The sequence below is a fragment of the Dechloromonas sp. CZR5 genome, from assembly GCF_008711155.1.
Lineage (GTDB): Bacteria > Pseudomonadota > Gammaproteobacteria > Burkholderiales > Rhodocyclaceae > Azonexus.
Map to the genome: position 1 here is coordinate 47,600 of NZ_VUYQ01000006.1, position 18,500 is coordinate 66,099.

Sequence of the window (18,500 nt, forward strand, 5' to 3'; positions counted from 1 at the left end):
AAAGCACCATGCATACCGCAATGCATCGCGCTGGGGTAGCTGCACCTCTGCTCACCGTCCAGGCGCCGGAGGACATCGAATTCCTCATCAAGGAAAGCGAAGTCCTCACTGGCCGAACCGGCCGCACCTTCATCATCGCTGGCGCCGACAGGCTGGCCTACCGGGTGCACTGGCACCCGATCGGCGTAAAGGTCGAGCATCTCGACGCCGCAGGCCGGGTTCTGAGCACCCAGTACCAGCTGCTCAACGAATTCCGTCGGCACAGCCTGATCGACACCTTAGCCGCCGGCCAATTGTTCACTCCACCCGTTCGCCGTCTCGGCTGAGTGGTTTTCTTCCCCTTGGCGGGACCATCCCGCCGGGAGCGGTGCCGCTAGCCTTCATGGAGCATGATCATGCAGATACAAGTTCGAATCAACGAGGAAGGTGCTTTGCGCAACCAACGCTACGCCTTCACCGACCGCTTCACGCTCGTCTCCGAATTGTTGCAGAACGCCCGCCGTGCCGGGGCGACGCAGATAGAAGTCGACTACGACGCCAGCGCACAGGTTCTGGTGATTGGAGACGATGGACAAGGCTTAGACGATTTCCAGAAGCTCCTGAGTTTTCATGAGTCGGGCTGGAATGCGGCGACCAGCGCCGAGGAGCACCCGTTCGGGGTCGGCTTCTCGAAGTGCCTCTATGCCGCATCACGCTGTATCGTCGCCTCGGGCCATCAGCGGGTCGACATCGACACCGCGGCAGCGCTGGCCAAGACGCCCATCGACGTCGAGTTCATTGTCGAAGCCATCTCCGGCACCCGGATAGAACTTCACGGCGTTGACCTGCCCGACTTGGGCGATCGTATCGAGACCTTATGCCTGGGTTTTCCGGTTGAGGTGCTGTTCAACGGGCAGCCGCTGACGCGGCGCTTTGCCGCAGCGCATCTGACGACGACGGATAGCCAAATCGGGACCATCCATATTACCGGGATGCAGGACGGCAAGTTCAGCTACAACACCTTGGTCTTCCTGCAGGGCTTCTGCGTCATGAAGCCTAATTACAGCCCGTACGACGAGGTCAATGTCGTACATCTGGATTCGCGCCAATTCATGGCACGCCTGCCGGATCGCGACAAGTTGATCGACGAGGACGTGCAGAGCAAGCGTATCAATGCTGCGTTATCCGCCTGTTGGCGGCAAATCCTGGAGTCAGCCAAGACTCGCCTCTTGCCCGAGCAATTCGTCGCGATCTATTACGCAGCGATGCGTGCTTGGGGACATTGGGACTTGCTCAACGACCTCGATGTGCTGCCGGTCGAGTTGTTCGACGAAATCGTCGACTATCCGATTCAAGACGATGACCGTAGCTATGTCCGGCAAGTTGCCGCTGCCCCCACCCGAGCAGCCATCGAGAGCGGAGCCGTTACGCTGGTTTCCCTCGACTGGTTGGGTGACGACAACGCGGCGCGCTGGATGCTAGCCAGGGCCAAGGGCTTCCTGATCTTCGACTGGATCGGCCTGAGCTCCGAGCACTGGGCATGGCGCCACGTGCGTTTCCTGGACGATGAAACGGTGCGGGTCGAAGCGGTTTCCGAACAGATCCGCGTCCAGTTAGAAGGACGCTGGATATGGCCCACGGTAATTCTGTGCGACTCGGTGATCCTGCGCAGCGCCAAAGACGTGGCCGAAATCACCGACGCGGGCGTCTGCCACGAGGATGTGATCTACATCCCGATGGGCGAGACATCCGGCCAGCCGGTACGGCAGGCCTCGTCATTCATCGACGAGAACGACCAGTTCATGTCTTCAGACCTGGAGGCCGACCGCGACGCACTGGCTGACCTGATCCGCCGGCTGCGTTCAGTCGATCCGGTACAAACTCTGGACTCGCTGTTGCAGGAACTGGGGCTGGGCAAGTATCCCTTGCTGCGCGGCAAGACTTTCGAGGTCACCGTCGGCGAAGGTGTTGCTCCCGGTCATTCAGTGGCCTTGCTGGCCGGAGCTGGAGACTGCCATGCAGTCGGCTGACTACGCTGCCCGCGTCGAATCGGCCAAGCAACGTGCCCATGGTCAATGGACGGACATCCTGGCCAGCCTGGGCATCGATCCACGCATCCTCAAGCGGCGCAACCTGCCCTGCCCCTTCTGCGGCGGCACCGACCGGTTCCAGTACACCGACAAGTTCGGCGAAGGGAACTACTTCTGCCGCGGTTGCGGCCCCGGCGGCGGCTTCAAGCTGCTGCAGGGCGCCTTGGGCATGGATTTCAACACGGCTCTGTGCGAGGTCGAACGCTGGCTGGGCGTGATGCCCAGTTTGCCGCCGCGCGCCAGCGAGCCGCCCGCCGAGCGCATGAAGAAATTGGCGCAGCGAATCTGGAGCGAAGCAAAGCCGGTCACGGCGGGCGATGAAGTCGATCGCTACCTGACCAGCCGTGGCGTGGCGCTGCCGGTCTATCCGAAGGTGCTGCGCTTCCATCCGGCGCTGGGCTACTACCAGAAGGATACCGACGGCAAGTCGCACAAGGTCGCCGAGTATCCGGCCATGCTGGCCTGCATCCAGGGCGAGGATGGCCATGCGGTCACCTTGCACCGAACCTATCTCCAGAACGGCGCCAAGCTGGCTGTGCCGGATGCGAAGAAGGTGCTGTCTTCCGGTATCAACGGGGCCGCGGTCCGTCTCTTCGAGGCGACCGAGGACCTGGGGATCAGCGAAGGCATCGAAAAGAGCATCGCGCTGCATCTCGCGACGGGACGGCCGTTTTGGGCCGGCCTGAACGCAGGCAACCTGGAGAAGCTGTGGATTCCCGACTCGGTTCGCCGGGTCTGGATCTACGCCGACAACGATGCCGATGGGGACTTCGCCGGTCAGGCCGGCGCCTTCGTGCTGGCCCGGCGACTGAAGCACGAAACACGTCATACGGGCAGCCGCGAGGTGCAGGTGTTCGTGCCCAAGGATGCTGGCGTGGACTGGAGCGACCTGTGGTTACGCCGCGTGCAGGTCCTGTCCTCACAGGCAGCTTGAGCAACCTGGGTGTGCGCCGCTGCATGGCGCATACCCGCCTTTTCAGCGGCACTGCAGCACTCTGCGGTGCCGGCGAAAAGGTCATTTGCCCGACTGGTAGTTGTCACACCAGGCGATACCCGACGGTATCGCGAAGACAGCCCTGGAGTTCCGGTGCGATTCACCTCGTGCCCTATTTGGACCGGCATTTGCCGATCCGCCATCGACCCTGGCGGGGATGTGCATCCCCGCGAGCGGGTGATGCCGTCTCCGCTTTTCTATTCCGACAAGGAGATTGCTATGAAAAACGGACGTTCTCTCGTCAGCCTGGCCCAGGAACTGGAACGCCAGTTGGATTCGAAGAAGGACTTGATCGTGCCCTCGGCGCTGGTGCGCCATGCCACCGACGAGCAGGGCGAAACCAGCCTGGTCATTGAGGAAGGCGGCAGCCCGGTGCAGTATGGCGTCACGCCCCTGGCGCGCCGCCAGTTGGCGGACAAGCTGAAGATCCCGTATGCCTATTTCGAGCGCATGCGCGAAGATCAGCCGGCCCTGCTCGACCGGAACGTGAACACCTGGCTGCAAAGCGAGGAAGACCGGCGCATGCTGCGCACCCTGGATGGACAGGTGCGTGCCGTGCTGTCGGACCGCTACCGCCGCCTGGACAACTTCGACTTGGCAGAGAGCGTGCTGCCCATCCTGCAGCAGTTGCCCGAGGTACGCTTCGAGTCGGTCGAACTGACTGAGACCAAGATGTATCTGAAGTGCATCACGCCGCGCCTGAAATATGAGATGACACCCGGCGATGTAGTACAGGCCGGTGTCGTCATCTCGAACTCGGAGGTTGGCCAGGGCACGCTGTCGGTGCAGCCACTGCTGTTCCGGCTGGTCTGCAGCAACGGCCTGATCGTCCCAGATCGCTCGCTGCGCAAGACGCACGTTGGTCGCGCCCTCGGTGGCGAGGATGAGCGCATCCAGGTTTACCAGGACGACACCCTCCGTGCCGACGACAAAGCCTTTTTCCTGAAGGTACGCGACGTGGTGCAGGCAGCGGTGTCGGAAGCAACCTTCCGCCAGACGGCGCAGAAGCTGCAGAAGACGCTCAACATCCCGCTCGTTGGCGACCCCGTCAAGACGGTCGAGGTGCTGGCCCAGCGCTACCTGCTGAATGAAGGCGAACGTGCTGGCGTACTGCGCCATTTGATCGCAGAGGGGCAGTTGTCAGGCTACGGCCTGGTCAATGCGGTGACACATTACAGCCAGGAGGTCGAGGACTACGACCGCGCGACGGAATTCGAAGCGCTGGGCGGCCGGCTGATCGATTTGTCCGTCCATGAGTGGAAAGGATTGGCCGAAGCGGCCTGATCCACAGCTTCGTTGAATGCTGGCCGGGAGATTTTCCCGGCCAGCATTCAACTGTTCCAGAACACCGTAACCCCAACGGCGGCGTGGACCTTGCCAAGAACACGCAGCCCCATGCGTTTGACGGCATCCACGTCGGCAACCGGGTAGTCGTCATAAGCCGGGTTGTCGCACTTGAAGACGATCCCGGTACCCATGCGATTCTCGACCCGGCGCACCAAGACACGGTCATTCATTTCCAGCGCATAGACACCATTGCCACCCAGTCTGTCGTAACGGCGATCGACGAACAGCATGTCGCCATCGTGGATCGATGGCGCCATCTCATCCCCAACCATTGGCATCGGCTCACTGTCGCGATGCATCCGACGCAAGCGTTCAAGCACCTCGCCGACCCACTGCAACTCGGTTGCCGAAGCATGCTGGAGAGCAGGATTTCCGCCCATTTCGGGCGTCAGGCCCAAAACCCAATCCGAACTGCACCCCAGGCCGTCACACAACCGCGCCAGCGATTCCACGTCCGGCAGACCTGGGCGTTCGGATTCAAACCATCGACTCACAGTCTGAACCGCGCGATAGGTCAGTGCCGCCACGTAAGTTAGTCGACCGCGCTGAGGAATGCCCACATGGTCGAGCCGCTCATTCAGCCTGGCACGCACTCCTGGCAACAGATCAAGCGCAGGCGGCGCATCTGCATCGGATGTCGCACCGCCATCGCTCGAAGTAACCACTTGGACGTTGCCTTTCTGTTCTGTGTCGTGCCTTGAAATCATCGCTTTCTCCTGCCGTCACTGTGACGTGCCGAAGTGACTCAGCAGTCTGTTCGGCGAGCTCACCATTCGCCAAGCAATGCCATGAATCGGACCTTGCGTGTGGCAAGAAGGCCACCCATCAAGCTTTTCAGCAAATGCTATTGCCATGACGATTTACCCGTATCTATGCTGACATTCTTACCCTGGCTGTAAAGGCGTGCTGGAATGTTTCCCAAGCTCTCAGGCATCACGGCCAGTGGTCCCATCTCACTGGAAGGACAGGACCATGAGCTATGTGACGCTTACCGATGTCGAGTGGATCAACTTGAACGTGCTCGCCGTCATCCACGCCGGTTTACAGCATGACCGTGCTTCGACCTGCTGCAAGTTCGCGCTCGACACGACGCAGGCCGACTACCTGCACGGTTTGAGCCTGGACGAACTGTGGTCGCTGGTGATCCATATCGGCAATACGACTCTCTTTCCGCCGCGCGCTGACCTGGTGACCTTGTTGAGTACGCCGCGGCCACTGGCCGGACCTCTGGCGTTGGTCCATCCCCCGACCCCGAACAACGTTGGCCGTTAGGTCACGGCTGTGCCCACCCGCGGTGATCGGCACCTGCGTGCCATCCAGTTGGCAAAGCAATTGGCGGAGCTGGGGGCTCGCCTGAAGACCATTCACGGCATTACCGGCCTCCCGCCACGCGAGGTGCAACGGCTGTTCTTCGCCGACCCTAAGACTATCCCGCGCGGGCGTGCGCCGGACTCAAGCGAGTGGTATCACAGTGCCAATCTCATTCTGCGCACCGATGCTTGCCTCATCGGCGCCAAGTATCGCCAGTTGCGTAGGCAGGGACTCACTGCCGGTGAAGCGCTGGTTCTCGCCTACCGCGCCTATCAGGCTGCTACATCGCCGCCTTGTCGCATCAGTCTGGACCGCGCCTTCAACCTCGTCTCCTACATCGACGGCATTTGGCTGGCCCGCACGCCGACCTTGTCGATTCTGACCTGTCCAGGCTGCGGCTGCGAATTCATTGCTGCGATCGGCACCGTCGCCCGTTCGGATGAAACATGCCCCTTCTGCAAATTGATTGAGCGTTTCCCACTGGACCATCGCATCCAGGCTTCATACCCGGCGTATCCTGCCGCCGAGAAGATCGAGCACCAACAGGGTTTGGTGGCGCTTTTTCGTAAATTGAGTCTCGATGCCGAGGGCGAAACCCCGGCGGAATAGCTGCTGTTTCTGCGAGACACGTAAAGCCACAAGCCGAAAAATCGGGCATGTCGCTTCCTAGCCTAGACGCTGTACCGCCATGGCTGCCATACCTACGCCAACCACTTCCTATTCCGCCTCCGATCCGGGTTTTGCTGCGCTGCCGCTCGATGAGTTGCTGACCGGCGAAGCCGACCTGATTGCACGCATCAAGCTGTGCTACGGAGCCGACCGGGACAGCTTCGAACGCGACGTGCTGCCCCTCATTTGCCGTTACGCCGCCTGCGTGCACCTGCTACCGGCGACTGCCGACAACTATTTCAGCAAGCCGGGCGGGCTCCTGCGCCTTGGCCTCGAAACCGCTTTTTTCAGTCTGCAAGGCACCGACGCCCATATCTTCTCGGGGCGAATGAGCATCTCCGCACGCCGCCAACTGGAACCGCGCTGGCGCCATGCAACCTTCATTGCAGGTCTGTGCTGCGAGTTGCATCGCCTGATGAGCCATGTAATCGTCACCGATGCCGCCGGCGAGTCATGGTCGGCCTTCCTGATGCCGCTAGCCGACTGGCTGGCTGCCCATCGCGCCGAGCGCTATTTCCTGCGCTGGCGACCCCTGGCGATCGAAACCCGTGGTCTGGGTCTGTTCGCCCTTCCCCTAGTCGTACCACCGGCCGTCATGGCCGATCTTTCCGAGGGCAATAGCGTCATCGTGCCGCATCTGCTGGCCAGTATTAGCGGTATCCCGATCTATCGTGAGCACAATATCCTCGATGAACTCGTCCGCCGCTCGTTGGCCTTGGTCATCAACCGCAACCTTGCGGCCAGCGCCGACCGCTACGGGTCGCCGCAGTATGGCTCGCATCTGGAACGCTATCTGGTCGATGCACTGCGGCGACTCGCCAGCAGGAATCCAGCCTGGATGCCCAATCGCGAGAAGTCGCGCCTTTGGCTGGGCCAAGACGGCCTGTTCCTGGTCTGGCCCGGCGGCGCCGAGGATATCTGTCAATTGCTTGAATCCGACCAGTTGGCGGGAATTCCCAAGGCGCCGGAAACCATGCTTGAACTCCTGCTGGCCGCCGGCGTCTTCGAAGCGCCCGGCGCCGAGCGCTCGACCTGGTCCATCCTGCCGCCGGGCGCCAAGACGCCGCTGGAAGCCACGAAATTTTCGTCGCCGGCCATCGCCCTCGCCGGGATCGATCCACCACCGGAAATCTTGCCGCAAGCCCTGGAATTCAAGCCGGTGCCGACGCCTGCCTCGGCTGGACCGCCAACGCCCCAGTCCGCCCCAACGCTGATACCGGAGAATTCCCAGTTACCGCTGATTCCGCCGCCCGTCGGCGACAACGACGCCAATGCAGCACCGGTAGAGGATGGTGCCGGCTCATCCCCGCAGGCGTCTGCGAGGAGCACATTCGCCTTGCAAGCCCCCATGCGCCTGAATCCCCTGGTGCGGGACGCCCTGGCGAATGCCGTTCGGACGCTGAACGAAGGCATGGGGCCGCCCATCGTGTGCGCCGTCGCCCAAGGGCTTTTCGTGCCACTCGATGAATTCGTGCGCCGTGGCGTTCAACCATCCCTAGCCATGCGCGCCCTCAGCGAAACGAGCATGCTGGTCAAGCAAGCCCCCAACGGTCCACCGACACACTCCCACGAGTTCGACGGTCACCAGACTATCGGTATCGTACTCGACCCGCGCTACGTGAGCGGACTCGATCCGGCTGCCTTTGCCGCGTCACCCGAAGAGAGCAGCTGAGATGCTGGTCCGCAACTATGAGATGCCTTGGCGCCGTTCCTACGAAGCCTATGCAGGCATCAGTTGGGGACTGGCGCTGGTCTATTTCGTGGTGACCGGCATCACCGGCACTCTTCCCCGGCAACTGGCGCTGCCGCTTGCCCTCGTTTGTTTCGCCATGGGCGTGTTGCGAGTAGCCCAGGCGCTGCACATACTGATCCTGCGGGCCGCACTGTGCGGGCGTGCCATCGAAGTCATCGGTACCGACGATCTGGCCCGCTGCTGCCCTGACCCGTCCTCGGTGTTCCTGGGCTTCGGCTTCGAATGGCAGCCCGTGCATTCGCAGCGGCTCTATGAACTGGCCAAGATCGACTACCGGGAATTCACGGTATCGCCGCGCTGGCTGCAACTACTCGGTTACCACCCAAAGCCCCAACCGGATGCCGAGATCGGCCTGCCCTACATCCACGGTATCGAGCCGCAAGAAGTCCCCTTGCATCGGCCGCTGCAGAACTTTGAGGGCGGCACGCTGCTGGTCGGCACCACCCAGTCCGGCAAGGGCGTCGCCTTGGCCAATCTGATCACTCAGGCGATCCGGCGCGGCGACGTCGTTATCGTCATCGACCCGAAAAACAGCCGCCGGCTGAAACGAGTCGTCGAACGCGCCTGCGCCGACTACCGCGAACCGGATACCTTCCTCGAATTTCACCCGGCGTTCCCGGAGCGCGGGGTACGCCTGGATTTCACCTTCAACTGGCAGAAGCCCACCGAGATCGCCTCACGCATCCAGTCCATCATGCCGCCGGACACGGCTGGGGCCTTCTCGGCCTTCGGCTGGGATGCCGTCAACGTCGTGGTGCAGGGTTTGGTCGAAATCGAAGAGCGGCCGAATCTGATGAAGCTCACCAAGTACATCGAGGGCGGCATCGAACCGGTCCTCGAAAGCTCGCTGCGCCGCTACTACGACCAGACCCTGGGCGTCGGCTGGCACGACCTGCCGGCGATGAAGAAGCTGCTCAACGACGCTCAGCGCGGCAACCTGAAGCGACCATCGGAAGCTGCCAGCGCCGATCTGATGGCCTTCGTCGCTTACTACGAGCACCACATCGCCCAGAGCCAGCGCAACAAGGTGATCGACGCCCAAGTGCGCACCTTTCGCCATAACCGGGAGCATTACCAGAAAATCACCGCCAACCTGCTGCCCATCCTGTCGATGCTGACCTCGGGAGATTTGGGACGCAGCCTGTCACCGGACCCGTTCGATGCGGACGACACCCGGCCGATCATGAATTTCGAGAAGGTCGAGCGCGCCGGCCATGTGCTCTACATGTGCCTGGATTCCCTACCCGATCCGTCGGTCGCCTCGGCCATTGGCGCTCTGGCTCTGGCCGATCAAGCGGCCCGGGCCGGCATGCGCTACAACCTGGGGATTTACCGGCGCATTGCGCTGTTCGTCGATGAAGTAGCCAATGTCATCAATCAGCCGTTGATCGAGATCCTCAACAAGGGGGCCGAGGGCGGCATCTTCACCACCTGCGCCATGCAGACCCTGGCCGATCTGGCCAAGCGGCTGGGCAGCGAGGACGCCGCGCGCATGGCCCTGGGCAATCTCAACAACCTGATCGCGCTGCGCACCAAGGACCGGCCGACCCAGGACTTCGTGGTCGAGACTTTCGGCAAGACGGCGATCCATACGGTGCGTGTCGGCCTCAGCCATGGTTCGGATGCCCATCTGGGTGACTTTTCGTCGAGCTATTCCGCGCAACTCACCGAGAGTCTCGAAGAGATGGTCCCGGCCGAGGTGCTGGGCAAGCTGCCAAATCTTCAGTACTTCGCGTCGGTATCGGGCGGCCGAATCATCAAGGGGCGGTTTCCAATCCTTGATCCCGAGGCGGACTATCCCCACTTCGCAACGAAGGCCCCTTCATGATCCGCGCCGTCACCATACTGTCCCTCGTGATCCTGCTGATGTTGGTGCTGTACGTGCCGTCATCCCACCCGCCGGAACGCTTCCTCGAGCAGCTACGCACTGAACACGAGCTGGCCACCGCATACTGGGGAGTAGAACCCGCCCTGCGCATGCTCGACCGAGCGGTGCGAATGCAAGAAGCAACGGCCAATGTCACCCCGATCCCGACCGCGAAAAATGCGCCCTCTACTGCTGGCGTCAATGGGGCGGTGTCCCAGGAAATGTCCGCAGTTAATCGGCGCCTCTTCGACAACGCCTATTTCCGCTCGGTCGATGCCCTGCTCCTGCTTGCCAGCTATCGGCTGGCCACACTGCTCGAATGGCTGCCCTGGGTGACCGCGTTCGTTCTCGCTGCCCTTGTCGATGGCGGATTGGCACGGCTCGTCAAAGCCAAGGAATTCTTGCAACACGACCCGGAGATGTTCGCTCTTTATGCCAGCCTGGGCATCGTCACCCTCTGTCTGACAGTCATTGGCTTCGTGCTGCCAATGACGCTGCCGCCACTATTGCTTCCGTGCGTGCCGCTGGCGGTTGGAGTGCTGGCGGGGCGGGCGCTGGGATGTTTTCATCGACGGGCGTAGCCAGGAACATTCCCATGGAATTCGCTGCTGCGCTGCCTACGTTGCGCCACGATGGCATCCAAGCGCTCTCTGGCCAATTCCGGGTGCTCCATCCAGGCATCGCAAGAATGTCGCGGATTCCACGCGTGGTATAGCCAAGGGAAGGCGACCAAGAACACAAAAGCCAACGCCCCCAAGGCGGCGGCCCTCTCCATCCACCCACCGTCCCCGTTCAGCCCGGATAGGATTTCGCCCATGATGGAATACTCGCGCATTCCCCAATCCATCAGCATCAACCCCAGCACCGAGAACGACAAGCGGGCAAACGCCGCCATTTCATTCCGATTCTGACGCTCCAAGGCTTCAGCTTTCTCTACCTGAGCAATCCAGAATGCATCCTTGTCCTTGAGCGCGCGCAGTTTGGCTTCGGTCACCGGTACCCGTCCCCCGGCATATCGCCGCTCACTTGTCTCACGCACAGGCTCGGCGATGCTACGCAGCATGCTGCCCAAGCGGTTATCGGTCAGCACAGATCCTACGGATTCCACCACGTAGCGTGCCACCGGAGAAAGCACCGCCATCCATAGGGCATAAGCGACTGAGGCCAAACCCAACCTGGCCATCGTAGCGCTGCCAAGCGATGTCCAATCCATGCTCAGAATATTGCGATGGGCGACCCATGCCAGGGCGACATCGAGAGCGATTGCCACCGACAACAACACCATCGCAAATCGATATTCGGTCACCTTGTCGAGCAGCCGAAATCCCTCCTCGGTTGCCTCTTTCGCTGCATTTCCTGCATCCATCTTCGTCCCCTCATCCTGATCGCCTGTACCCATGCACCGGCCAGTAGGCATATCGTAACGTCATCGACCATCCATTTTTCCGACCTCGATGGCGAAATCCCCCTCATAAGCGCTCCATTCCAGGGAGACGTCCCACGTGGCACCGCCTACTCTTCGACCATGCGCCCGTAAGCGCAATACGTCACCGAATTGAGGTCAGGCCCATGTTCACTGCTGCATCGACGACGCACCGGCACAACACACTCCTCCATCCGCAGGAGATCATCGAAACCCGCCTGTGGCTCGAAGAGCACGACTGGCTGTACCGGTTGCTACACAGCGAAGCCAACGTGTCGCCGACCTTTCGTCTCCCCGATCTCATCAGCGCCTGCGTTTCGCAGGTCTTCGCCCAGCCGGATGCACCCGCACGCATCTTCCGGTTCCTCGGTACCGAGTTGGTGCTGCGCTCGCCGCAGACTCCACGCCGCCGCGAGTCGATGTGGCGGAGCCAATACCTGTTGCTGCAGGACCTGCAACGCTCGCCTGCCAACCGCCACCCCAACCCCAAATTCCAACTCGACCAATTGACAACGGCCTGCGCAGCGCTGTGCCGCGCGCATGACCCGGAAGGCACCAGTGTCTTGCAACAGGCCCGTCTCAATATGGTGGAGCGCTCCCAATTCGAGCGATTAAGCGCGTCTGGTTAAGGGCCACCTGACCTCAAATCCGCACCCAGTCGTACCCGCCCTACGCTGCCCCGTTCTCTCATCATCACCTTGCCCGGTTAAATCCGGACCAACCCGAATCCCACCCAGGCTGTCCGCATACCGCTGACTACCCACCTGGCTGCCCGCCGCTCGGCAGTCCATCCCGATTCTGTTGGAGAGGTGATCCATGCGCTCGTCGCCCTTTGTCTCCCTTGCTGCCATGGCTGTCATGGCAACGCTTTCCCCGCAAGCATTGGCCTGTTGGGGAGAGGCAGGACAGCGCTATGGCGTGTCCGCCGATCTGCTCTATGCGATCGCCCGGGTCGAATCGAACCTGAACCCGAAGGCCGTCAACCGCTCACACTTTCAACGCACCGGGTCCTACGACATTGGACTCATGCAGATCAACAACCGTCATCTATCAGTACTGTCACGCCACGGCATCAGGGAATCGGACCTTTATGATCCTTGCACCAACATTCAGGTTGGTGCCTGGCTGCTGTCCGATCTGTTTTCCCGGCGCGGAACGACATGGGATGCGGTCGGTGCCTACAACGCAGCCTGCTCGCAACTCAAAGGCGAGGCTTGCACCAAAGCCCGCGCCCAATATGCTTGGCGGGTTTACCGCCAATTGCCTGCCCAACGCAGCAGCCAATTCGTCAGGGTACCGAACACCCTCAAACCGATAGCCTCGAGCGAAATGCTTGCCCTGATGTCAGTGCGGGTGGCGCCATGAGATTTGGCTCACTACACCACTGGACGATTGGCCTCATGGGCGGCTGCGCCCTCCTGGCCGCCTCGTGCAGCCTGTTCCCCAGGCCGCCATCACCCGATCACCAAGCGATCACGCAGCGCTCTGCACCGGCGCAGTTGGCCCAACTCAATTTCGGCCAGCAGGCGACGTTTGCACGCTGCACACCTCCCGCTTGCCCGATCCGTACCCCCAAGACGCTCGCACAGGAAACGCCTGCCTCATCGGCCAAGCGCATCGATGCGCCCATCACAACCGAGCCCGCCTCGCCCACAGTACCGTCACCCCCTGTACCGAAAGAGGAAATCTCCCGCACGCTCACCCTGCGTTTCGGCCTGGGCAGTTCCAAGCTGAGCCCCGCCGCCCGCACTGAATTGAATGGTGCAATGGCCGACTGGAGGTCGACAGGCCACATCACGATCATCGGCCGTACCGACAATACCGGGCCGTTGGCTTTCAATGATTCGCTGGCGCTCGCACGCGCCCTGGCGGTCCGCGACCACCTCCTCAAAACCTATCCGACGCTGACGCCGGCGCTGACTGTCAAGGCACAAGGCGGGTGCTGCTTCATTGCCCCGAACGATACCCAAGCCGGCCGCATACAAAACCGCCGGGTCGAAGTGGTCTTCCAGATGAACGAAGGCCTTCCGCCATGACGCCTGGCGGCTCGAACTGAGCGATTTCTGTCCTTCACCCGCCGAGCACGCGCTCCCACCTGCAGGGCATCCCGATGCCTACCTGCCTTTCCCACCCCATTCGACGTTCCACTCTTCCCCGGAGGTTCTCATGAACACTGCTGTGCTGGTTTCTTCCCCCCGTGTTGCCGTGCGCAAACCGATCATGGTCGCGATGCTGCTGGCGACGATCGCCCTTGGCCTTGGTATCGCCTTTCCCGGCTACGCCCTGGACCTGGTCGCCTTTACCGGCATCACCGGCCCGCTGACCTCGGCGCTGACCCAGATCGCCGCCCTCGGCCCTGGCATCAAGGCCCTGGTCGGCTTCGTCGGGTTCGTGGTCGCGCTCATCTCGCTCTCCGCGTTACGCAACTTCGGGCCGGTCCTGTTTTACGTGGGCCTCGCCATTTTCGCCGCCGTTGGTCTCGTGATCGCCGGCGCGATCATGGGCGCGGTGATCTGAAACGCCGGCATCGACTCCAGGAGAGCGATATGCAAGCAGACACCTATATTCCACGGCGTCTCGATGACCAATGGAAGATCGGCTTCTGGGATGTCGATGTCGCCGCGCCGATCCTGTTCATGTTTTTCGTGGGCTACATGTCCGGCAGCAAGACCTCGTTCGCCGTCTGCATGGCGGCGGGCATCTTCGTCTCGCGCTGGATCTCGTGCATCAAGGCGGACAAGCATCCGGCCTTCGCCATCCACTGGCTGTACTGGCACCTCCCGGCCAGTCCGCTGACCACGATGCGCGCCACGCCGCCATCGCACATCCGCCGCATGGTCGGCTAAGCCCAGGAGAAGAACCCATGGACTTCGAACGACTCAACGGCGACATCAAGGAAATGCGCCGCCGCAACCGGGGGCTCGGTCTGACCGTGGGCGTCCTGGCGGCCGGCCAGATCCTTGCCCTGATCGTCATCCTCAACCTGCTCGGCACGGTACGCACCGTCGTCGTACCGCCCTCGATCGACAAGACCTTCTGGGTCACCCGCGACAAGGCGAGCAGCGAATACCTCGAGCAGATGGGCAGTTTCATCGCCTGGCTGGTCCTCGACGTAACGCCGGCCTCGATCGACTGGAAGAAGGACATCCTGCTCGGCTACGTCGAACCGGACCAGTACGGCCCGTTAAAGACCCGACAGGAAGTCGAAGCCGAACGCCTGAAGCGCATCAACGCCGCCACCGTGTTTGCCCCCCAGCAACTAGTTCCCAGCGAAGAGGGGCAGAGCGTCGTCGTCCGCGGGCGGCTACGCACCCTGGTCAATGGCTTCGAGACGGCCAACGACCTCAAGGCCTATCGAGTCGAGTTCAGCTACGCCGGTGCGCGTATGCATCTGAAAAGTTTCAAGGAGGTAGCCAATGTCGGCAACTGATACCCACCCGGCCCTATCCGGCTCTGCTCCCAAGCCGGCACCAAAACACGAACGGACGCTGGGCGCTGTGCTGGCCATCGCATGTGCCGGCCCCCTGATACCCCTGCCCGCCCAGGCACTGCAAGTCATCGAAACCAGCGACGGCGCTTCGGTCGAAGCCATCCTGTCGATCCGGGAACCGACCCGCATTCGCATCGAAGGGGCGTCGATCACTGACGTCTTCGGCAATATCCATTCGAGCCAATGTGGCATGGTGGCTGCCCTTCCCGCCACGCCGGGCATGACGCCAGCCAGTACCGGCTCATCGCCGATCAACCCGGCCGGCGAGATCGCCCTGACCTGCGACCGCGACAAGGGCGAAATCTATGTCCGTCCGGTCGGCGATTCCGCCAAGCCGATCAATCTCTTCGTCGCATCGGCCAACGCCACCTACACCTTGCTGCTGCGCCGCTCGGATACCCCGGCCGATACGATCGTCATTCGCGACAGGACACCGAAGGCCTTGAAGCATGCGCCATCGGCCCAGCTTCCGGCTGGCCCGTCACCCAATCAGGTACGAGCCATGAAAGCGCTACTCGTGGCGATGGCGTCGGATCGCGTGCCACCGGATGTCCGGGTCGAAGAAACCCATGGCACGCTCCCGTTGTGGAACGAGGCGCGGTTTTCGCGGGTGCGCCAGTATGAGGGGCGCGGTCTGGTCGGCGAGAAATACATGCTGCAGAACGTCAGCGACGCGCCCATGGTCTTGGCCGAACAGGAATTCGACCGCGAGCGGGGCAGCGTCGTCGGTATTGCCGTCGAGCACCATAATCTTCGCCCTGGCGAGAGCACCAGTGTCTATGTAATCCGCCGCGGAGAGACGCCATGACGACGCCGCGTCAGAGGATGCAGACACTGCGGAGCTTGCCGCAGCAACTGCTGCAGCACCTGTCTCCGCGGCAACGCCAGTACGCGATGCTCGGCGCCCTGATGGCCGGTGGCGTCGGCCTGCTCTGGTCAATTTTCGCATTCACGGCCAGCGCTCCGAAAACAAGCACCACGCAACCAAGCACCGGACCCGCCAGCTCGGTCACCAATATCGGCGTGATGTCACCCGGCGCCCAGGTCAATCCGGTTGATCAATGGGTCGGCACGGCCGGGCGCAAACTGGCCCAGTACGAGAACGAACGCGAGGAACAGGGGCGACTCAACAAGGATCGCCAGACCTTCGAAGCGAAGACCATGCAGCGCTTTGCCGAACTGGAACAGCGCCTGACTTCGACCCAGCAGGCCGCCGCTACGCCCCAGCCGCCCGCACCCGTATCGACCATACCGAACAGCATGCCGCCGGCAGCGAGCCTGCCCCCGGCGCCGCCGCCGTCCAAAGGCTTGCCTGCCGGAGCAATGCCGAGTGGAACGCCCGGTGATCTCTTGGCGCCGGCCTCGCTGCAAGCCGCAAGCCCAGGGATTGCGCGGATCAGCGTTGCCGAGCGCTCCCTGCTTGCCAGCACCGGCGAGAAAGCCGAACGCGCCACAGGAGCCGGAGCGCCAGCATCTGCGCGAACCGTATCCACCTTCCTGCCCGTCAGTTTTACCCGCGGCACGCTGCTCGGTGGCCTCGATGCGCCAACCGGCGGTCAATCGCAATCCAACCCGCACCCGGTTCTGATCCGTCTATCAGACAACTCCTTCCTGCCCAACCGCTTCCGCGCCGAATACCGTGAGTGCTTCGTGGTGGCCGCCGGCTATGGCGACATCAGCTCCGAGCGCGCCTATTTGCGCACCGAGAGTCTGTCTTGCGTCCGAACCGACGGCGCAACGCTGGAAGTCAAGATCCAGGGCTCGATCTATGGCGAAGACGGCAAGGTCGGCATGCGCGGGCGGCTAGTCACCAAGCAAGGACAGATGCTCGCCAACGCCCTACTGGCCGGCGTGGTCAGCGGCATCGGCCAAGGCCTGGCCACCTCGTCGACGGAATACAGCACGTCGGCCCTCGGCACGGTGGCCAGCGCCACCGGTGCCGAAGCCTACCGCGCCGGCCTCGGGTCCGGAGTCGGCAAGGCCCTCGACCGGCTGGCCCAGTACTACATCAAGCTCGCCGAGAACACCTTCCCGGTCATCGAAGTGGACGCCGGCCGCGAGGTCGACGTGGTGATCACCAAGGGCGTGCGCATCGACGTACCAATGACGACAGGCGAACCGACCAGCGCCCGCTTCGCCAATTCCCCTGAAACCCGTTATCTGGAGACCTCAGACGATGGCAACTACTAAACCCATGCGCCGGCATGCGCTCGTCGCCACCTTGAGCACAACTCTTCTCGGCACCGGCCTCGCCGTCAATGCGGCTACGCCCGACGAAGCACAATTGCTGACCAAGCTGCAGAAGGCCCATCCGGGAACACTGTTCTCGAGTATCGCCCGCACGCCCGTCGCCGGTCTCTATGAGGTCTGGATGAACGGCAACGTAGCCTACGTCTCGGCCAGGCAACCACGTTACTTTCTCTTCGGCCATCTGTTCGACACCCAGCGCATGAGCGACCTAACCGGCCCGAAACTGGCGCAGGCCAGCAAAACAAAAATACTCGATGAAACAACCCAGAAAAGCCAGACGGCCGCGGCGACACCGATCCGCATCGAACAGTTGCCACTGAGCGATGCCATCAAGACCGTGCGTGGCGCCGGCCAGCGCCAGTTGGCCGTGTTCAGCGACCCGAACTGCCCTTACTGCAAACAATTGGAGGCAGAGCTGGCCAGCCTCGACAACATCACCATCTATACCTTCATGCTGCCTTTCCTGGGTGAGAGCAAACCGATCGCCGTCTGGTGCTCGACGGATCGCGTAGCAGCCTGGCGGCGCCTGATGCTCGATGGCGACAACAGCCTGCTCAACACCGGCGCTGCCTGCGACCACCCGATCGGGCGCAACCTGGCACTGGCCCGCCAACTCGGGGTACAGGGGACACCGACGCTGATCTGGGCGGATGGTAGCCGTAGCGAAGGTTATGTTGGACGAGCTGTGTTCGAATCGCGACTCGCAGCAGCCAATTCGCAAGCAGTCCCGGAGAAGCAGCCATGAAGACGCCGGTCTTGCGAATGGGTGCCGTCTGCCTGCTTCTCCCCTTGAGCGCCTGCATGAGCATGTCCGGCCTGGGCGGCGACTCGAAGTACGCCTGCAAGGCCCCCGATGGCGTCGCCTGCGACTCGGTATCCGGTACCTATGCCAACGCCCTCCACAACAACCTGCCCAGCCAGCAGGCCCAACGATCCGCCCGCCGCCAGAACGAAGCATCCGAAGACAGCCCCTCCCCGACGGTTGGACATCCCGTTGCCTCGGCGACGGCCAACGCTTCCGGCATGACCGTGACGCCCAGTCCCTTACGTACCCAGGCCCGCATCCTGCGGCTGTGGATCAAGCCCTGGGAAGACGCCGACGGCGATCTCTACGATCAGGGCTACGTCTATGTCCAGGTGGACAACGGCCAGTGGCAGATCGACCATGTGCAACGCCAGATCCGCGATACCTATGCGCCACTGAGGCCTCCGCCCAAGCCAGCCACGGAAGCGGCCGCCGACCCCGGCGCCAGCGCACCGCCGCCCCTACCCATGCTGCAACGCCCACCCCTTTCTGGGCCCGGCACCGGCTCTGCGCATTGAGGTC

21 protein-coding genes are annotated in these 18,500 nt (G+C 62.3%); 19 read left to right on the forward strand and 2 right to left on the reverse strand.

All coding sequences use genetic code 11. The features are described 5' to 3' along the window. Positions 1–8 precede the first annotated feature (8 nt). From F1002_RS15480 to F1002_RS15495, 4 genes are all read left to right on the forward strand, one after another. Positions 9–326, forward strand: coding sequence for a hypothetical protein (locus F1002_RS15480; protein ID WP_150429951.1), 318 nt, complete (start codon positions 9–11; stop codon positions 324–326). A 69-nt stretch (positions 327–395) separates the two neighbouring features. Beyond that, positions 396–2,009 (forward strand): ATP-binding protein, encoded by a 1,614-nt coding sequence (locus F1002_RS15485; protein WP_150429952.1) that lies wholly within the window; start codon positions 396–398, stop codon positions 2,007–2,009. Then, the gene (locus tag F1002_RS15490) at positions 1,996–3,003 is read left to right on the forward strand and encodes a toprim domain-containing protein (RefSeq protein ID WP_150429953.1); all 1,008 of its coding nucleotides are present in this window, start codon (positions 1,996–1,998) and stop codon (positions 3,001–3,003) included. The genes F1002_RS15485 and F1002_RS15490 overlap by 14 nt, the downstream gene beginning before the upstream one ends. A gap of 279 nt (positions 3,004–3,282) precedes the next feature. Next, positions 3,283–4,347: a DUF932 domain-containing protein gene (locus tag F1002_RS15495; RefSeq protein WP_150429954.1), complete on the forward strand. Its 1,065-nt coding sequence runs from the start codon at positions 3,283–3,285 to the stop codon at positions 4,345–4,347. Between the two features lie 47 nt (positions 4,348–4,394). Here the strand turns inward: F1002_RS15495 and F1002_RS15500 are convergent, their stop codons facing one another. Continuing rightward, positions 4,395–5,117: a S24 family peptidase gene (locus F1002_RS15500; protein WP_150429955.1), complete on the reverse strand. Its 723-nt coding sequence runs from the start codon at positions 5,115–5,117 to the stop codon at positions 4,395–4,397. A gap of 265 nt (positions 5,118–5,382) precedes the next feature. Between F1002_RS15500 and F1002_RS15505 the strand changes: the two genes are divergently transcribed. The 5 genes from F1002_RS15505 to F1002_RS15525 all read left to right on the forward strand — a co-directional run bounded on the left by F1002_RS15505 (position 5,383) and on the right by F1002_RS15525 (position 10,591). After that, a complete protein-coding gene (locus F1002_RS15505; protein ID WP_150429956.1) occupies positions 5,383–5,682 on the forward strand; it encodes a hypothetical protein in 300 nt (99 codons plus the stop codon). A gap of 9 nt (positions 5,683–5,691) precedes the next feature. Next, the gene (locus tag F1002_RS15510) at positions 5,692–6,330 is read left to right on the forward strand and encodes a FlhC family transcriptional regulator (protein ID WP_150429957.1); all 639 of its coding nucleotides are present in this window, start codon (positions 5,692–5,694) and stop codon (positions 6,328–6,330) included. A 79-nt stretch (positions 6,331–6,409) separates the two neighbouring features. Next, positions 6,410–8,062 (forward strand): MobH family relaxase, encoded by a 1,653-nt coding sequence (gene mobH / locus F1002_RS15515; protein ID WP_150429958.1) that lies wholly within the window; start codon positions 6,410–6,412, stop codon positions 8,060–8,062. 1 nt (position 8,063) lies between these two features. Further along, complete coding sequence (gene traD / locus F1002_RS15520; protein WP_150429959.1) at positions 8,064–9,971, forward strand: conjugative transfer system coupling protein TraD; 1,908 nt, start codon at positions 8,064–8,066, stop codon at positions 9,969–9,971. After that, complete coding sequence (locus tag F1002_RS15525) at positions 9,968–10,591, forward strand: DUF4400 domain-containing protein (RefSeq protein WP_150429960.1); 624 nt, start codon at positions 9,968–9,970, stop codon at positions 10,589–10,591. The genes traD and F1002_RS15525 overlap by 4 nt, the downstream gene beginning before the upstream one ends. Here the strand turns inward: F1002_RS15525 and F1002_RS15530 are convergent. Then, positions 10,576–11,376 carry a hypothetical protein gene (locus tag F1002_RS15530; RefSeq protein ID WP_150429961.1) on the reverse strand — a complete coding sequence of 267 codons (801 nt, stop codon included), beginning with the start codon at positions 11,374–11,376 and terminating at the stop codon, positions 10,576–10,578. The two genes, F1002_RS15525 and F1002_RS15530, sit on opposite strands and share 16 nt — an antisense overlap. Before the next feature lie 203 nt (positions 11,377–11,579). Here F1002_RS15530 and F1002_RS15535 point away from each other — a divergent pair, with 203 nt between their 5' ends. The 10 genes from F1002_RS15535 to traV all read left to right on the forward strand — a co-directional run bounded on the left by F1002_RS15535 (position 11,580) and on the right by traV (position 18,496). Beyond that, complete coding sequence (locus F1002_RS15535) at positions 11,580–12,062, forward strand: hypothetical protein (RefSeq protein ID WP_150429962.1); 483 nt, start codon at positions 11,580–11,582, stop codon at positions 12,060–12,062. Positions 12,063–12,249: 187 nt separating this feature from the next. After that, complete coding sequence (locus tag F1002_RS15540) at positions 12,250–12,798, forward strand: lytic transglycosylase domain-containing protein (RefSeq protein ID WP_150429963.1); 549 nt, start codon at positions 12,250–12,252, stop codon at positions 12,796–12,798. A gap of 35 nt (positions 12,799–12,833) precedes the next feature. Continuing rightward, positions 12,834–13,469, forward strand: a complete 636-nt coding sequence (locus tag F1002_RS15545) for an OmpA family protein (RefSeq protein ID WP_223879634.1) — start codon at positions 12,834–12,836, stop codon at positions 13,467–13,469. Between the two features lie 130 nt (positions 13,470–13,599). Continuing rightward, positions 13,600–13,950 (forward strand): hypothetical protein, encoded by a 351-nt coding sequence (locus F1002_RS15550; protein ID WP_150429965.1) that lies wholly within the window; start codon positions 13,600–13,602, stop codon positions 13,948–13,950. A 29-nt stretch (positions 13,951–13,979) separates the two neighbouring features. Then, positions 13,980–14,279 carry a type IV conjugative transfer system protein TraL gene (gene traL / locus F1002_RS15555; RefSeq protein WP_150429966.1) on the forward strand — a complete coding sequence of 100 codons (300 nt, stop codon included), beginning with the start codon at positions 13,980–13,982 and terminating at the stop codon, positions 14,277–14,279. A 17-nt stretch (positions 14,280–14,296) separates the two neighbouring features. Continuing rightward, positions 14,297–14,863, forward strand: a complete 567-nt coding sequence (gene traE / locus F1002_RS15560; protein WP_150429967.1) for a type IV conjugative transfer system protein TraE — start codon at positions 14,297–14,299, stop codon at positions 14,861–14,863. Beyond that, positions 14,850–15,731 carry a type-F conjugative transfer system secretin TraK gene (locus F1002_RS15565; protein ID WP_150429968.1) on the forward strand — a complete coding sequence of 294 codons (882 nt, stop codon included), beginning with the start codon at positions 14,850–14,852 and terminating at the stop codon, positions 15,729–15,731. Before traE ends, F1002_RS15565 begins: the two co-directional genes overlap by 14 nt. Further along, complete coding sequence (locus tag F1002_RS15570) at positions 15,728–17,113, forward strand: TrbI/VirB10 family protein (protein ID WP_150429969.1); 1,386 nt, start codon at positions 15,728–15,730, stop codon at positions 17,111–17,113. The genes F1002_RS15565 and F1002_RS15570 overlap by 4 nt, the downstream gene beginning before the upstream one ends. Continuing rightward, a complete protein-coding gene (locus F1002_RS15575) occupies positions 17,100–17,918 on the forward strand; it encodes a DsbC family protein (RefSeq protein WP_150429970.1) in 819 nt (272 codons plus the stop codon). Before F1002_RS15570 ends, F1002_RS15575 begins: the two co-directional genes overlap by 14 nt. Further along, a complete protein-coding gene (traV, locus tag F1002_RS15580) occupies positions 17,915–18,496 on the forward strand; it encodes a type IV conjugative transfer system lipoprotein TraV (RefSeq protein WP_150429971.1) in 582 nt (193 codons plus the stop codon). The genes F1002_RS15575 and traV overlap by 4 nt, the downstream gene beginning before the upstream one ends. The last annotated feature ends 4 nt before the right edge of the window (positions 18,497–18,500 follow it).

Bases quoted from the DNA above. Each gene is read 5' to 3' on its own strand.
- F1002_RS15550 (WP_150429965.1), top strand. From the start codon at position 13,600: ATGAACACTGCTGTGCTGGTTTCTTCCCCCCGTGTTGCCGTGCGCAAA.
- traV (WP_150429971.1), top strand. From the start codon at position 17,915: ATGAAGACGCCGGTCTTGCGAATGGGTGCCGTCTGCCTGCTTCTCCCC.
- F1002_RS15490 (WP_150429953.1), top strand. From the start codon at position 1,996: ATGCAGTCGGCTGACTACGCTGCCCGCGTCGAATCGGCCAAGCAACGT.
- F1002_RS15535 (WP_150429962.1), top strand. From the start codon at position 11,580: ATGTTCACTGCTGCATCGACGACGCACCGGCACAACACACTCCTCCAT.
- traL (WP_150429966.1), top strand. From the start codon at position 13,980: ATGCAAGCAGACACCTATATTCCACGGCGTCTCGATGACCAATGGAAG.
- F1002_RS15480 (WP_150429951.1), top strand. From the start codon at position 9: ATGCATACCGCAATGCATCGCGCTGGGGTAGCTGCACCTCTGCTCACC.
- F1002_RS15525 (WP_150429960.1), top strand. From the start codon at position 9,968: ATGATCCGCGCCGTCACCATACTGTCCCTCGTGATCCTGCTGATGTTG.
- mobH (WP_150429958.1), top strand. From the start codon at position 6,410: ATGGCTGCCATACCTACGCCAACCACTTCCTATTCCGCCTCCGATCCG.
- F1002_RS15485 (WP_150429952.1), top strand. From the start codon at position 396: ATGCAGATACAAGTTCGAATCAACGAGGAAGGTGCTTTGCGCAACCAA.
- F1002_RS15545 (WP_223879634.1), top strand. From the start codon at position 12,834: ATGGGCGGCTGCGCCCTCCTGGCCGCCTCGTGCAGCCTGTTCCCCAGG.
- F1002_RS15565 (WP_150429968.1), top strand. From the start codon at position 14,850: ATGTCGGCAACTGATACCCACCCGGCCCTATCCGGCTCTGCTCCCAAG.
- F1002_RS15575 (WP_150429970.1), top strand. From the start codon at position 17,100: ATGGCAACTACTAAACCCATGCGCCGGCATGCGCTCGTCGCCACCTTG.
- F1002_RS15500 (WP_150429955.1), bottom strand. From the start codon at position 5,117: ATGATTTCAAGGCACGACACAGAACAGAAAGGCAACGTCCAAGTGGTT.
- F1002_RS15505 (WP_150429956.1), top strand. From the start codon at position 5,383: ATGAGCTATGTGACGCTTACCGATGTCGAGTGGATCAACTTGAACGTG.
- F1002_RS15540 (WP_150429963.1), top strand. From the start codon at position 12,250: ATGCGCTCGTCGCCCTTTGTCTCCCTTGCTGCCATGGCTGTCATGGCA.
- F1002_RS15570 (WP_150429969.1), top strand. From the start codon at position 15,728: ATGACGACGCCGCGTCAGAGGATGCAGACACTGCGGAGCTTGCCGCAG.
- F1002_RS15530 (WP_150429961.1), bottom strand. From the start codon at position 11,376: ATGGATGCAGGAAATGCAGCGAAAGAGGCAACCGAGGAGGGATTTCGG.
- F1002_RS15495 (WP_150429954.1), top strand. From the start codon at position 3,283: ATGAAAAACGGACGTTCTCTCGTCAGCCTGGCCCAGGAACTGGAACGC.
- traE (WP_150429967.1), top strand. From the start codon at position 14,297: ATGGACTTCGAACGACTCAACGGCGACATCAAGGAAATGCGCCGCCGC.
- traD (WP_150429959.1), top strand. From the start codon at position 8,064: ATGCTGGTCCGCAACTATGAGATGCCTTGGCGCCGTTCCTACGAAGCC.